The sequence below is a fragment of the Pseudomonas sp. CFII68 genome, assembly GCF_000416195.1.
GTDB lineage: Bacteria > Pseudomonadota > Gammaproteobacteria > Pseudomonadales > Pseudomonadaceae > Aquipseudomonas > Aquipseudomonas kilonensis.
In genome coordinates this window covers 248937-262771 of the sequence record NZ_ATLN01000125.1, presented here as the reverse complement: position 1 = coordinate 262771, position 13835 = coordinate 248937, and the positions used below count along the sequence as shown (strand labels likewise).

Sequence of the window (13835 nt, the reverse complement as noted above, 5' to 3'; positions counted from 1 at the left end):
AGCGGGCTTGCTCGCGAAGGCGGTATTTCAGTTGACGAGGATGCTGACTGGCACAACGCCTTCGCGAGCAAGCCCGCTCCCACAGGGTTGCCTGGCTCGCACCCATCGAAAGGCCTGCTTTTGTGAACGTTCTTTATCGCGCTTCAACCCATCCGCGCGCCGCCCTCATCGCCCTGATTGGCTGCGTACTACTCGTCCCCATGGGCCTGCGTCTCGCCCTGGGCTGGTCCGACCCGCTGGGCTATCTCTCGGACCTGGGTATCGGCGGGTTGCTGATCGTGCTGCTCCATCACCGTTCCGGGTGGCTGGCGTTCCCGGTATTGCTGGCCTGGAGCACGTTGACGCTGGCCAGCATCGAGCTGGTCAGCGCGGTCGGGCGGATGCCCAATCCTTCGGACATTCTTTATCTGACCGACCCGCAGTTCGTTGAAAACTCCACCCGCGGCGGCTTTTCCCATCCATGGCTGGCGGCGATCCAGTTGGCCGCGCTGGCGTTCTGGCTGATGACCCAATGGACCAACCGCCCACGCCAAGCGCCACGCTTGCCTCGCCACGCCTGGGCCGTGCCCGTGTTGCTCCTGCTGAGCCACGGCGCGCTGCAAGCCTGGCGCCCCAGCGAGGCGGACCAATGGAACGTGTTCAACCTGCCTCACCAACTCGTCACGGCGGGTATCGCTGCCGGGCGGGACCAGGCCCGACAATGGCTCGACGGCGATGCCGTGGACCCCGCCCCGCCCATGACAGGGCTGACCCGCCTGGACCTCGATGGCAACAGACTGCTGGCCGAACCCGGGCGTGCGCGCAACGTCCTGGTCATCGCCCTGGAGGGCATTCCCGGCGCCTATGTGGGCGCCAACCGTCAGGCCTTGAAAAGCAGCTATCAGGAGAACCTGATGCCGCACCTCAGCGCCTGGGCCGAGCGCGGCATGAACACCCCCGATTACGTCCTGCACAGCCACCAGACCATCCGGGGCTTGTACGCGATGCTGTGTGGCGACTACGACAAGCTCGACAACGGCACGCCCAAAGGCGTCGAAATGCTCAACCAGAGCCAGCGTAACCAGGCCTGCCTGCCGGCCCAGTTGCGCCAGAACGGCTTTTCCACCCACTTCCTGCAGGGCGCGGGCCTGCGGTTCATGGCCAAGGACCGGATCATGCCGCACATCGGTTTCGACACAACCTTGGGCATGGAATGGTTCACTCGCTCCGCCTACCTGGAATTCCCTTGGGGCAAGGACGACAAGACCTTCTTCGAAGGCGCGCTGGACTACGTCGGGCAACTGCAAAAAGCGGACAAACCCTGGATGCTGACCCTGTTGACCGTGGGCACGCACCAGCCCTACTCGGCCCCAGATGACTACCTGCAACGCTACGACACCGCCAAGCAGGCGGCGGTGGGTTACCTGGACGACGCCCTGGAGAACTTCCTGGCGGGCCTGGAACGCCAGGGCATCCTGGACAACACCCTGGTGGTCATCACCTCGGACGAATCCCATGGCATCGACGACGTGCGGCTGGCCTCGTCCTGGGGGTTCAACCTGACGCTGGCGCCGGAACCGTTGCCCCGGATCAAGTCAGGCACCTACGGCCATGTCGACCTGACCGCCTCGATCCTCGATTACTTCGGCTTTACGGTGCCCACGTCGTTGTCTGGCCGCTCGATGTTCAGGGACTACCCGACGGGCCGGGAAATCATGTCGTTCACCAACGGCAAGCTGCGCTATCACGACGGCAAAGGCACGTTTACCGAGTGCGACTTCCTCCAGCATTGCCGTGACTACACCAGCGCAGGCTTCATCGCCGACCGTGCCACCTATGGCGGGCAATACAGCGGCCAGCGCGCCAGGCTGATCGGCGCCCGGGCCACGGCCCTGGACCAGACCCTGTTGCGCACGCCCTTGAACCAGCATTATCAGTTCGGCGGCGCGGATAAAATCCCGCTGCCGGCCCAGGTCATCGACGACTGGGCCGACAACCTGATCGGTGCCCAGTACCTGGAAATGCCCAAGGGTTCACAGACCCGCGTCAGCCTGACCATCCGCGCCGTCGAGGCAGACCATGCCGCCTACATTTCCCTCAAGGCCAAGGAATTAGAGCAGGATGTGCCGATGGACCTGCCGACAGACGTGGTGGTGACCCCCGACCAGCCGCTGGTGATGAACCTCCGTTTCGACAACCCACAGCAACGCAAGATGTTTTCCTTCCATCTGCTCGGTCATGGGGTCGGCGCCATCGAGATCAGCGACTTCAGCGTCGTGACCGAGCTGCCGGACCAGACCGACCAGCCGCAATACCTGGACGACATGCAGGAAGACAGCGAGGCCCAATCCAGCTAAACAAAAAACGCGCAGCCTTGAACACGGCGGCGCGTTTTTTATTGTTCGGGGCCGGGCTTGATCAATGCTTGATCAATTGCATGATTTCGAATGCGTTCAGTGCCGCCCCCCGCAGTAACTGGTCACCGCTGATGAACAGGTCCAACCCGTGCTTCCCATAGATCAGGTTGTAGCGAATCCGCCCGACTTCCACCGCATGCTTGTAGGTGGAGGTCATGGGCATCGGATAGGCGCCGTACTCGGGCTCATCCACCACTTCAACCCCCGGCGCCGCGCGCAACAACTCACGCACCTGCGCCAATGACTGGATGGTTTTTTTGAACCGCAGGCTCAGGCTCTCGGCATGGGAGCGCAGGGTCGGCACCCGCACCGCCGTGGTGCTGATAGCCAACGCCGGCTCATCCAAGACCTTGCGCAGCTCCCAGACCACTTTCATTTCTTCACGGGTGTAACCATTGGCTTCGAACGAATCGACCTGGGGAATCACGTTGAAAGCCAGGTTATGGGCGAAGTGCTCGCTGTCATCGCGGTCGCCATAATCACTGAAGGACTTGGCCTTCTCCCGCAGCTCCAGCATCGCTGGCTGCCCTGCACCACTGGCGGCCTGGTAAGTGGAAATGATCGCGCTCTCCAACCCGAAGGCCTGATGCAGCGGCCCCAGCACCATCAGCGCAATGGCCGAGGAGCAATTGGGGTTGGCGATCAGTTTTTCGCCCTTGTAACGCTGACCGTTGATGGGCGGCACCAGGAGCGGAATCGCCGGGTGATAACGGAAGGCCGAGGAGTTATCGATGACGTAGGCATTTTCAGCCAGACGCTCGCCGTACTCCAAGGCGAAGGCCCCGGAGACACACAGGAAGACGATATCGCACGCGGCGCATCCCTCGACCGAAAAGGCTTCGATCAGGTGCTCGACCTGCCCCACCTTCAAGCGCTTGCCCGCCGAACGGCCAGAGGCCATGCACACCACTTCATAATCGGTATTTTCAAGCAATTGCAGCATGGTCATGCCCACTGCACCGGTGCAGCCCACCACGGCGACTTTCTTCATTTCGCGTCCCTTTTCCACCTTTGCAAAGGCTCAACCGTCTTGGTTTTCCTGATTGCCTGCGATCGATTGTAGGGAGACAGGCCCGTCCGCTACAGTGCAGCGCAAGACAATAAACGGTGGATTTACGCCAAATGCATACGCATCCCGGAACCGTGGCAATCCTCGTTTATGAAGGCCTGTGTGTGTTCGAGTTTGGTATAGCCCTGGAGATCTTCGGCCTGCCCCGCCCTGAGCTGGATGTAGCGTGGTATGGCCATCAAATCGTTGCCGTCGATCCAGGACCGATGCATGCACTGGGAGGCCTTCGGATAGCCGTCGACGCGGGTCTCGAAGCACTGGATACCGCGCAAACCATCATCATCCCCGGCTGGCGCAGCCACCACGAACCGCCTCCCGAAGCGCTGTTACAAGCACTGCGCCGCGCCCACGCCCGCGGCGCTCGCTTACTGTCCATCTGCTCAGGCGTGTTTGCCCTGGCCGCCACCGGACTGCTCGACGGCAAGACCGCCACCACCCATTGGCAATTCTGCGCAGAACTGGCCGAGCGCTTCCCGCTGATCACGGTTGACCCAAATGTGCTGTATGTCGATTCCGGGCAATTGATCACCTCAGCCGGCAGCGCCGCCGGCATCGATGCCTGCCTGCACCTGATTGCCCGGGACTTCGGCACGCACATCGCCAACTCGGTGGCCCGTCGCCTGGTCATGGCGCCGCAACGGACCGGTGGCCAGGCCCAGTTCATCATCGCCCCCGTGAGCAAGTCACCACGCAACGAACTGACCCGCGTCCTGCAGTGGATGCGTGAAAACCTCGACCAGCCCCTAAGTGTCGGCGACATGGCTGCCCGCGTCGCCATGAGCGAGCGCACCTTCCTGCGCCGCTTCGTCGAAACCACCGGCCTGCCGCCCAAGACCTGGCTGCAACAGGAACGCTTGAACCGGGCACGGGCGCTGCTGGAAAGCACCGACCAGAGCACGGCCGGCATCGCCCAGGCCTGCGGCTATCGGTCGGTGGAGAGTTTCCGGGCCGCGTTCAGGAACGCTATCGGTTTGCCGCCCTCCGCCTATCGCGAAAGATTCGGCGGCGGTGAGGGTCGCCCAGAGGAGGCCTGGGGCTAATCCAGCAACCGATGCAGCTTGGCGTACTGCAACAGCATGATGGTCTTGCCGTCGCAAATCTCCCCGGCCTCGATCATGCCCAAGGCCTGGTCGAGGGACAGCTCCAGCACTTCGATCTCTTCGCCCTCGGCTTCCAGGCCGCCGCCTGCGTGCTGCTTGTCTTCATCGAAGTACTCGCCGACGAAAAAATGCACCCGTTCAGTCACCGAACCCGGGCTCATGAAGGCTTCGAACACCTTGCGCACGTCCTGGATGATATAGCCGGTTTCCTCCTGGGTTTCCTTGCGAATGCAGGTGTGCGGGTCGTCGTTGTCCAACAGGCCGGCGCAGGTTTCGATCAACAGGTCATCGTGCCCGTTGACGAAGGCCGGGAAGCGGAATTGTCGGGTCAACACCACGGTCTGCTTGGCTTTGCTGTACAGCAGGATGGTGGCGCCGTTGCCACGGTCGTAGGTCTCGCGCGTCAGCTCGCGCCATTGGCCATTGCGGCCGAGGTAGTCATAGGTGGTCTTGCGCAGCACGTACCAATCATCCGAGAGGACTTCGACGTGCTTGATGCGTACCCGATCCTTGATGCTGATTGCCTGTGTCATTTGCCCACTCCGTTAGGGACCAGTGGCCACAGGCACAACCATGGCCTGCCAGCCTGTCGAATTGAATCGGCAGGCTAGCAGAAGCGCCATGAATCACTCCACCGTCACAGACTTCGCCAAATTGCGCGGCTGGTCCACATCGGTACCCTTGAGCACAGCGACGTAGTACGACAGCAGCTGCAACGGGATGGTGTAGAGGATCGGCGACAGGATGTCGTGGATGTGCGGCATGTGCACCACGTGGGTGCCTTCGCCATTGGTCATGCCGGCCTTCTCGTCAGCAAAGACAATCAACTGGCCGCCACGGGCGCGCACTTCCTGCAGGTTGGACTTGAGCTTTTCCAGCAGCTCGTTGTTCGGCGCGACGGTGACCACCGGCATGTCGTTATCCACAAGCGCCAGCGGGCCGTGCTTGAGCTCGCCGGCCGGGTAGGCCTCGGCGTGGATGTAGGAGATTTCCTTGAGCTTCAAGGCCCCTTCCATCGCCACCGGGAATTGCGCGCCACGGCCCAGGAACAGGGTGTGGTTCTTCTCGGCGAACAGCTCGGCGATTTTTTCCACGGTGCCGTCCATGGCCAAGGCTTCGCCCAGGCGGGCCGGCAGGCGACGCAGTTCTTCCACCAGCTTGGCCTCGACGCCTTCACCCAGGGTGCCGCGCACCTGGCCCAGGGACAGCGTCAGCAACAGCAGCCCCACCAGCTGCGTGGTGAACGCCTTGGTCGACGCCACACCGATCTCGCGACCGGCCTGGGTCAGCAGGGTCAGGTCGGACTCGCGCACCAGCGAGCTGATGCCCACGTTGCAGATCGCCAGGCTGGCGAGGAAACCCAGTTCCTTGGCATTGCGCAGGGCGGCCAGGGTGTCGGCAGTTTCGCCGGACTGGGAAATGGTGACGAACAGTGAATCGGGTTGCACCACGACTTTGCGATAGCGGAACTCGCTGGCCACTTCGACCTGGCACGGAATACCCGCCAGCTCTTCCAGCCAGTAACGGGCGACCATGCCGGCGTGATAACTGGTGCCGCAGGCCACGATCTGCACGTTGCGGACCTTGGCGAACAATTCGGCCGCTTGTGGACCGAAGGCCTGGACCAGCACCTGTTCCTGACTCATGCGTCCTTCCAGGGTGCGCTGCACAACGGCCGGTTGCTCGTGGATTTCCTTGAGCATGTAATGGCGGAACTCGCCCTTGTCGGCGGCTTCGGCACCGTCGCGGTACTGAACGGTCTCGCGCTCCACGCTTTTGCCATTGAGGTCCCAGATCTGCACGCTGTCGCGACGAATCTCGGCGATATCGCCTTCTTCCAGGTACATGAAGCGATCAGTGACCTGACGCAGCGCCAGTTGATCGGACGCCAGGAAATTTTCCCCCAGGCCCAGGCCGATCACCAGCGGGCTGCCACTGCGGGCTGCTACCAGGCGATCCGGTTGTTTCGCGCTGATCACCGCCAAGCCGTAGGCCCCGTGCAGTTCCTTGACCGTTGCCTTGAGGGCCACGGTCAGGTCCGCCAGATCCTTGAGCTTGTGGGTGAGCAAATGGGCAATGACTTCGGTGTCGGTGTCGGAAGTGAACACATAGCCGAGCGCCTTCAGCTGTTCGCGCAACGCTTCATAGTTCTCGATGATGCCGTTGTGCACCACCGCCAGGTCGCCGGAGAAATGCGGATGGGCGTTACGCTCGCACGGCGCGCCATGGGTGGCCCAACGGGTATGGGCAATGCCCAGGCGACCGACCAGCGGTTCGGCGTCCAGCGCTCGTTCCAGTTCGCTGACCTTGCCTGGACGACGCATGCGCTCAAGCTTTTCGTCGTTGGTGAAAACCGCCACGCCAGCGCTGTCATAGCCGCGATATTCAAGACGCTTGAGGCCCTCAAGCAAGATGGCAGTGATGTTGCGTTCAGCTACGGCGCCGACAATTCCACACATGCTATTTCTCCTGGCTGACAGGCGCGCAGATCACGGTGATGCCGCGGGCCTGAATCTGATCGCGGGCCTCTACGGGCAGGCGATCATCGGTAATGAGGGTATGGACGCTGCTCCACGGCAGTTCCAGATTGGGGATCTTGCGGCCGATCTTGTCGGCCTCCACCATCACGATCACTTCCCGGGCAACCTCAGCCATCACACGGCTCAGGCCCAGCAGTTCGTTGAAGGTGGTGGTACCTCGAACCAGATCGAGGCCGTCGGCACCGATGAACAGCTGGTCGAAATCGTAGGAACGCAGAACCTGCTCGGCCACCTGGCCCTGGAACGACTCGGAATGAGGGTCCCAAGTGCCGCCGGTCATCAACAGCACCGGCTCGTGCTCCAGTTCACTCAAGGCATTGGCAACGTGCAGGGAATTGGTCATGACCACCAGGCCCGGCTGTTGGCCGAGTTGCGGAATCATGGCCGCCGTGGTGCTGCCGCTGTCGATGATGATGCGCGCGTGCTCGCGGATCCGCTTCACGGCGGCCCGGGCAATGGCCAGTTTGTACTTGGAGACGGCTTGCCCGTTATCGGCCACCAACTCCTGCGGCATCGGTACCGCGCCACCGTAGCGACGCAGCAGCAGGCCGTTGGTTTCCAGGGCGGCGAGGTCCTTGCGAATCGTAACTTCCGAGGTTTCGAAGCGCTTGGCCAGCTCATCCACACTGACCTCACCCTGCTCCTGGAGCAGGGCAAGGATGTTGTGACGGCGCTGTGGCGTGTTGCGTTTCGACATGGCGGCTTAAGTTTCGATTCGAAAGATAACGTAAGCAATCAAAACCTATTGAAGCGATATCGTCAAGGCGCCAGAAGAAAAATTCAGAAATCACGCAAATCGAATGTGGGAGCGGGCTTGCTCGCGAATGCGTTGAGTCAGCAACGAATTAATTGGCTGAACCACCGCTTTCGCGAGCAAGCCCGCTCCCACAAGGGGGATGTGGATAACTTCAGGATTTCTTGATTTTCTCCGGCCGCTTCCAGCCGTCGATGTTGCGTTGGCGGGCGCGTCCGACTGCCAATTGGCCTTTATCCACATTCTGGGTAAGGGTCGAACCGGCTGCCGTGGTCGCACCGCTGGAGATATCCACAGGTGCTACCAAGGAGTTGTTAGAGCCGATGAACACATCTTCGCCCAACACGGTTTTCCACTTGTTGGCGCCATCGTAGTTGCAGGTAATGGTCCCGGCGCCGATGTTGGTGCGGGCGCCGACTTCAGCGTCACCGAGGTAGGTCAGGTGCCCGGCCTTGGCGCCCTCGCCCAGATGAGCGTTTTTCAGTTCAACGAAGTTACCCACATGGGCACGGGCTTCCAGCACCGAACCCGGGCGCAGGCGGGCAAACGGGCCGGCGTCGCTGCCCTCCCCCATGATTGCACCGTCGAGATGGCTGTTGGCTTTGATCACCACGCCTTTGCGCAGGGTGCTGTCCTTGATCACGCAGTTCGGGCCGATGACCACGTCGTCTTCGATGACAACCTTGCCTTCGAGGATGACGTTGATGTCGATGACCACGTCGCGACCCACGCTGACGTCACCGCGCACGTCGAAACGGGCCGGATCGCGCAGGGTCACGCCTTGGGCCATCAGGCGGCGAGCGGCGCGCAATTGATAGTGGCGCTCCAGCTCGGCCAGTTGCCGGCGATCGTTGGCGCCCTGCACTTCCATGGCGTCCAGCGGCTGCTCGGTGGCGACCACCAACCCGTCGCTGACCGCCATGGCAATCACGTCGGTCAGGTAGTACTCGCCCTGGGCGTTGTTGTTCGACAGACGACTCATCCAGTCACCCAGGCGCTCGGCCGGCACGGCCAGAATCCCGGTGTTGCCTTCAGTGATCGCGCGCTGGGCTTCGTTGGCGTCCTTCTGCTCGACAATCGCCATCACCTGGCCGTCGGCGTTGCGCACAATGCGGCCGTAACCGGTGGGGTCATCCAGCTCGACGGTCAGCAAGCCCAACTGCTGTGGGGCAACGTGCTTGAGCAGGCGCTGCAAGGTCTCGACTTCGATCAGCGGCACATCGCCGTAAAGAATCAGCACCGTATCCGCCGTGATGAACGGCACGGCCTGGGCCACCGCATGGCCTGTGCCCAGTTGTTTGTCCTGCAGGACGAAATTCAGGTCATCGGCGGCCAGGCGTTCGCGCACCGCATCGGCACCGTGGCCGATCACCACGTGAATGCGCTGTGGATCAAGTTGCCGGGCGCTGTGGATAACATGGCCGAGCATGGAATTGCCGGCTACCGGGTGCAAGACCTTGGGCAGCGCCGAACGCATGCGGGTGCCTTGACCGGCCGCGAGGATAACGATTTCGAGAGACATGACTGGCTACCAATCCTGGGTGGTCAGCGGCTGCGACCAGATGATGAGTATCGGGAAAAGAAAAAAGGGTAGCCGAGGCTACCCTTTTTAATCAATCGCACAGAAAGCAGACGGCTTAGCCGCCGAACTTCTTGCGGATCTGCTGGACGGTGCGCAGCTGGGCTGCGGCCTCGGCCAGACGTGCAGCAGCAGAACCGTAATCGAACTCCGCGCCACGCTCGTGCAGGGCCTTCTCGGCAGCCTTGACGGCTTCCTGAGCGGAGGCTTCGTCCAGGTCGGCAGCACGTTGCACAGTGTCGGCAAGGACCTTGACCATGTTCGGCTGAACCTCGAGGAAACCACCGGAGATGTAATACACCTCGGCTTCCCCGCCCTGCTTGATCAAGCGGATCGGACCCGGTTTCAGATTAGTGATCAGCGGTGCGTGACCCAGAGCGATACCAAGATCACCCAGCTCACCATGCGCAATCACCATCTCGACCAGACCGGAGAAGATTTCCCCTTCCGCACTGACGATATCGCAATGGACTGTCATAGCCATCTGATTGCCTCAACCTAAATTAGCGCCCGTTGCCGGGCGCCGGGATTACAGTTTCTTGGCTTTCTCGATCGCTTCTTCGATGCCGCCGACCATGTAGAACGCTTGTTCTGGCAGGTGGTCGTAGTCACCGTTGAGGATGCCTTTGAAGCCAGCAATGGTGTCTTTCAGGGAAACGTATTTACCCGAGGCACCGGTGAAGACTTCAGCCACGAAGAACGGCTGCGACAAGAAGCGCTGGATCTTACGAGCGCGGGATACCAACTGCTTGTCGGCTTCCGACAGCTCGTCCATACCCAGGATCGCGATGATGTCCTTCAGCTCTTTGTAGCGCTGCAGCACGTACTGGACGCCGCGAGCGGTGTCGTAGTGCTCCTGGCCGATCACGTTCGGATCCAGCTGGCGCGAAGTCGAGTCCAGTGGGTCAACCGCTGGGTAGATACCCAGGGAAGCGATGTCACGGGACAGAACGACGGTGGCGTCCAAGTGGGCGAAGGTGGTCGCTGGCGACGGGTCGGTCAAGTCATCCGCAGGTACGTATACCGCTTGGATCGAAGTGATCGAACCTTCCTTGGTCGAAGTGATACGTTCTTGCAGAACGCCCATCTCTTCAGCCAGGGTCGGCTGGTAACCTACTGCCGAAGGCATACGGCCCAGCAGTGCGGATACTTCGGTACCGGCCAGGGTGTAACGGTAGATGTTGTCGACGAACAGCAGAACGTCGTTACCTTCGTCACGGAACTTCTCGGCCATGGTCAGGCCGGTCAGGGCTACGCGCAGACGGTTGCCCGGCGGCTCGTTCATCTGGCCATAGACCAGTGCCACTTTGTCCAGAACGTTGGAATCCTTCATCTCGTGGTAGAAGTCGTTACCCTCACGAGTACGCTCACCCACACCGGCGAACACGGAATAACCGCTGTGCTCGATGGCGATGTTACGGATCAGTTCCATCATGTTTACGGTCTTGCCTACACCGGCACCACCGAACAGACCGACTTTACCGCCCTTGGCGAACGGGCAAACCAGGTCGATAACCTTGATGCCGGTTTCCAGCAGGTCGTTGCCGCCTGCCTGTTCAGCGAAGGATGGCGCAGGACGGTGAATGCCCCAGCGCTCTTCGGTGTCGATCGGACCCGCTTCGTCGATCGGGTTACCCAGTACGTCCATGATCCGGCCCAGGGTCGCTTTACCGACCGGTACGGAGATGGCTGCGCCAGAGTCGATAACGTCCAGACCGCGCTTCAAGCCTTCGGTAGAACCCATCGCAATGGTACGAACGATGCCGTCGCCCAGCTGCTGCTGAACTTCCAGGGTAGTTTCCGCGCCTTGTACTTTCAGCGCGTTGTAGATGCTCGGTACGCTGTCGCGTGGAAATTCCACGTCGATAACGGCGCCGATGATTTGAACGATACGTCCGCTACTCATAGCTGGATCCTCTGAATATTTGAACCGTTAAACCGCGGCAGCGCCGCCGACGATTTCCGAGATCTCTTGGGTGATCGCAGCCTGACGCGCCTTGTTGTAGATCAGCTGCAAATCGCTGATCAAATCACCGGCGTTGTCGGTAGCGTTCTTCATCGCGATCATCCGCGCTGCTTGTTCAGCTGCGTTGTTCTCGACCACCGCCTGGTAGACCTGCGACTCCACGTAGCGGACCATCAAGCCGTCAAGCAGCTCCTTGGCATCCGGTTCGTAGAGATAGTCCCAGTGGTGCTTGAGTTCCTGTTCCGGGGTCGCCACCAGTGGGATCAATTGCTCCACGGTTGGCTGTTGCGTCATGGTGTTGATGAACTTGTTGGATACCACGGACAGGCGGTCAATCCGGCCTTCCAGGTAAGCATCCAGCATCACCTTGACGCTGCCGATCAGGTCATTGATCGACGGTTCTTCACCCAGGTGGCTGATAGCAGCGACGACGTTGCCGCCGAAGTTGCGGAAGAAAGCCGCACCCTTGCTACCAATCACGCACAGATCGATCTCGACGCCTTGTTCGCGGTTTACAGCCATGTCCTTGACCAGGGCCTTGAACAGGTTGGTGTTCAAGCCACCACACAGACCACGGTCACTGCTCACCACGACGTAACCGACGCGCTTGATAGCACGGTCGATCATGAACGGGTGGCGATATTCCGGGTTGGCGTTGGCCAGATGACCAATAACCTGGCGGATGCGCTCCGCATAAGGGCGGCTAGCAGCCATGCGCATTTGTGCCTTGCGCATTTTGCTGACCGCCACTTTTTCCATGGCGCTGGTAATTTTTTGCGTGCTTTTGATGCTCGCAATCTTACTGCGAATCTCTTTTGCGCCTGCCATGTAACACCTATCAGGTTAGCAAGCGGGAGCCTTGCGACTCCCGCTGCGGCTTACCAGGTTTGGGTGGCCTTGAACTTCTCGATACCGGCTTTCATGCCAGCGTCGATTTCGTCATTGAAGTCACCCTTCACGTTGATCTTGGCCAACAAATCGGCGTGATCGCGGTTGAAGTAAGCAATCAGCGCTTGTTCAAAGCTGCCGACCTTGGCGATTTCAACGTCAGTCAGGAACCCACGCTCAGCGGCATACAGCGACAGCGCCATGTCAGCGATCGACATTGGTGCGTATTGCTTCTGCTTCATCAGCTCGGTAACGCGCTGACCATGCTCAAGTTGCTTACGGGTCGCTTCGTCCAGGTCAGAAGCGAACTGGGCGAATGCCGCCAGTTCACGGTACTGGGCCAGGGCGGTACGGATACCACCGGACAGCTTCTTGATGATCTTGGTCTGAGCGGCACCACCCACACGGGATACCGAAACACCGGCGTTCACAGCAGGACGGATCCCGGAGTTGAACATGGCCGATTCCAGGAAGATCTGACCGTCGGTGATGGAAATCACGTTGGTCGGAACGAACGCGGAAACGTCGCCAGCCTGGGTTTCGATGATCGGCAGAGCGGTCAGGGAGCCGGTCTTGCCGGTCACTGCGCCGTTGGTGAACTTCTCTACGTACTCTTCCGAAACGCGGGATGCGCGCTCCAGCAGACGGGAGTGGAGATAGAACACGTCGCCTGGGTAGGCTTCACGGCCTGGTGGACGGCGCAGCAGCAGGGAGATCTGGCGGTAAGCCACTGCCTGCTTGGACAGATCGTCATAAACGATCAGCGCGTCTTCACCGCGGTCGCGGAAGTATTCGCCCATGGTGCAACCGGAGTACGGTGCCAGGAACTGCAGCGCAGGAGATTCCGATGCGCTGGCCGCCACGATGATCGTGTTGGCCAGGGCGCCGTTTTCTTCCAGCTTGCGAACCACGTTGGCGATGGTCGATTGCTTCTGACCGATGGCTACGTAGACGCAGAAAATGCCGCTGTTCTTCTGGTTGATGATCGCGTCGATCGCCAGAGCGGTCTTACCGATCTGACGGTCACCGATGATCAGCTCACGCTGGCCACGGCCGACAGGGATCATGGCATCGACAGCCTTGTAGCCAGTCTGTACAGGCTGGTCTACCGACTTACGCCAGATCACGCCAGGAGCAACTTTCTCGACCGCGTCGGTCTCGGTGTTGTTCAGCGGACCTTTGCCGTCAACAGGGTTACCCAGTGCGTCGACGACGCGACCCAGCAGTTCCTTACCAACCGGAACTTCGAGGATGCGGCCGGTGCACTTGGCGCTCATGCCTTCGGCCAGCGACTGGTAGGAACCCAGTACAACGGCACCTACGGAGTCTTGCTCCAGGTTGAGGGCCATACCGTAGACGCCGCCCGGAAACTCGATCATCTCGCCGTACATGACGTCGGCCAGACCGTGAATCCGCACGATACCGTCAGATACGCTGACGACAGTGCCTTCGTTACGGGCTTGGGAGGTCACATCGAGCTTGTCGATGCGGCCCTTGATAATTTCACTTATTTCGGAAGGATTGAGTTGCTGCATTGCTCTGC

Annotated in this window: 11 protein-coding genes; 2 read left to right on the top strand and 9 right to left on the bottom strand. The window is 60.7% G+C overall.

The annotated features are described in order from the left end of the window. Positions 1-122: 122 nt before the first annotated feature. The gene (locus CFII68_RS01410; protein ID WP_018613862.1) at positions 123-2336 is read left to right on the top strand and encodes an LTA synthase family protein; all 2214 of its coding nucleotides are present in this window, start codon (positions 123-125) and stop codon (positions 2334-2336) included. Positions 2337-2397: 61 nt separating this feature from the next. Here the strand turns inward: CFII68_RS01410 and CFII68_RS01415 are convergent, their stop codons facing one another. Beyond that, a complete protein-coding gene (locus CFII68_RS01415) occupies positions 2398-3387 on the bottom strand; it encodes an aspartate-semialdehyde dehydrogenase (protein ID WP_018613861.1) in 990 nt (329 codons plus the stop codon). A gap of 131 nt (positions 3388-3518) precedes the next feature. Between CFII68_RS01415 and ftrA the strand changes: the two genes are divergently transcribed. Next, a complete protein-coding gene (ftrA, locus tag CFII68_RS01420; protein WP_033062936.1) occupies positions 3519-4505 on the top strand; it encodes a transcriptional regulator FtrA in 987 nt (328 codons plus the stop codon). On the opposite strand, the gene nudK is transcribed toward ftrA, so the two are convergent. From nudK to atpA, 8 genes are all read right to left on the bottom strand, one after another. Beyond that, positions 4502-5098 (bottom strand): GDP-mannose pyrophosphatase NudK, encoded by a 597-nt coding sequence (gene nudK / locus CFII68_RS01425; protein WP_018613855.1) that lies wholly within the window; start codon positions 5096-5098, stop codon positions 4502-4504. The genes ftrA and nudK overlap by 4 nt on opposite strands. 93 nt (positions 5099-5191) lie before the next feature. After that, positions 5192-7024, bottom strand: a complete 1833-nt coding sequence (gene glmS, locus CFII68_RS01430) for a glutamine--fructose-6-phosphate transaminase (isomerizing) (protein ID WP_018613853.1) — start codon at positions 7022-7024, stop codon at positions 5192-5194. A 1-nt stretch (position 7025) separates the two neighbouring features. Next, a complete protein-coding gene (locus CFII68_RS01435) occupies positions 7026-7802 on the bottom strand; it encodes a DeoR/GlpR family DNA-binding transcription regulator (protein WP_018613851.1) in 777 nt (258 codons plus the stop codon). A 211-nt stretch (positions 7803-8013) separates the two neighbouring features. Continuing rightward, a complete protein-coding gene (glmU, locus tag CFII68_RS01440) occupies positions 8014-9381 on the bottom strand; it encodes a bifunctional UDP-N-acetylglucosamine diphosphorylase/glucosamine-1-phosphate N-acetyltransferase GlmU (protein WP_018613849.1) in 1368 nt (455 codons plus the stop codon). 115 nt (positions 9382-9496) lie between these two features. After that, complete coding sequence (locus tag CFII68_RS01445; protein WP_003207087.1) at positions 9497-9922, bottom strand: F0F1 ATP synthase subunit epsilon; 426 nt, start codon at positions 9920-9922, stop codon at positions 9497-9499. 45 nt (positions 9923-9967) lie between these two features. Continuing rightward, positions 9968-11344 carry a F0F1 ATP synthase subunit beta gene (atpD, locus tag CFII68_RS01450; RefSeq protein WP_003207089.1) on the bottom strand — a complete coding sequence of 459 codons (1377 nt, stop codon included), beginning with the start codon at positions 11342-11344 and terminating at the stop codon, positions 9968-9970. 27 nt (positions 11345-11371) lie between these two features. Next, complete coding sequence (gene atpG, locus CFII68_RS01455) at positions 11372-12232, bottom strand: F0F1 ATP synthase subunit gamma (RefSeq protein WP_003207090.1); 861 nt, start codon at positions 12230-12232, stop codon at positions 11372-11374. 50 nt (positions 12233-12282) lie between these two features. Further along, entirely contained in the window at positions 12283-13827 is a 1545-nt protein-coding gene (gene atpA, locus CFII68_RS01460; protein ID WP_003207093.1) for a F0F1 ATP synthase subunit alpha, read from the bottom strand. Between the last annotated feature and the right edge of the window lie 8 nt (positions 13828-13835).

What these genes read in the sequence shown, in the direction of transcription:
- CFII68_RS01415 (WP_018613861.1), bottom strand. Translation starts at nt 3,387, where the DNA reads ATGAAGAAAGTCGCCGTGGTGGGCTGCACCGGTGCAGTGGGCATGACC.
- ftrA (WP_033062936.1), top strand. Translation starts at nt 3,519, where the DNA reads ATGCATACGCATCCCGGAACCGTGGCAATCCTCGTTTATGAAGGCCTG.
- nudK (WP_018613855.1), bottom strand. Translation starts at nt 5,098, where the DNA reads ATGACACAGGCAATCAGCATCAAGGATCGGGTACGCATCAAGCACGTC.
- glmS (WP_018613853.1), bottom strand. Translation starts at nt 7,024, where the DNA reads ATGTGTGGAATTGTCGGCGCCGTAGCTGAACGCAACATCACTGCCATC.
- CFII68_RS01435 (WP_018613851.1), bottom strand. Translation starts at nt 7,802, where the DNA reads ATGTCGAAACGCAACACGCCACAGCGCCGTCACAACATCCTTGCCCTG.
- glmU (WP_018613849.1), bottom strand. Translation starts at nt 9,381, where the DNA reads ATGTCTCTCGAAATCGTTATCCTCGCGGCCGGTCAAGGCACCCGCATG.
- CFII68_RS01445 (WP_003207087.1), bottom strand. Translation starts at nt 9,922, where the DNA reads ATGGCTATGACAGTCCATTGCGATATCGTCAGTGCGGAAGGGGAAATC.
- atpD (WP_003207089.1), bottom strand. Translation starts at nt 11,344, where the DNA reads ATGAGTAGCGGACGTATCGTTCAAATCATCGGCGCCGTTATCGACGTG.
- atpG (WP_003207090.1), bottom strand. Translation starts at nt 12,232, where the DNA reads ATGGCAGGCGCAAAAGAGATTCGCAGTAAGATTGCGAGCATCAAAAGC.
- atpA (WP_003207093.1), bottom strand. Translation starts at nt 13,827, where the DNA reads ATGCAGCAACTCAATCCTTCCGAAATAAGTGAAATTATCAAGGGCCGC.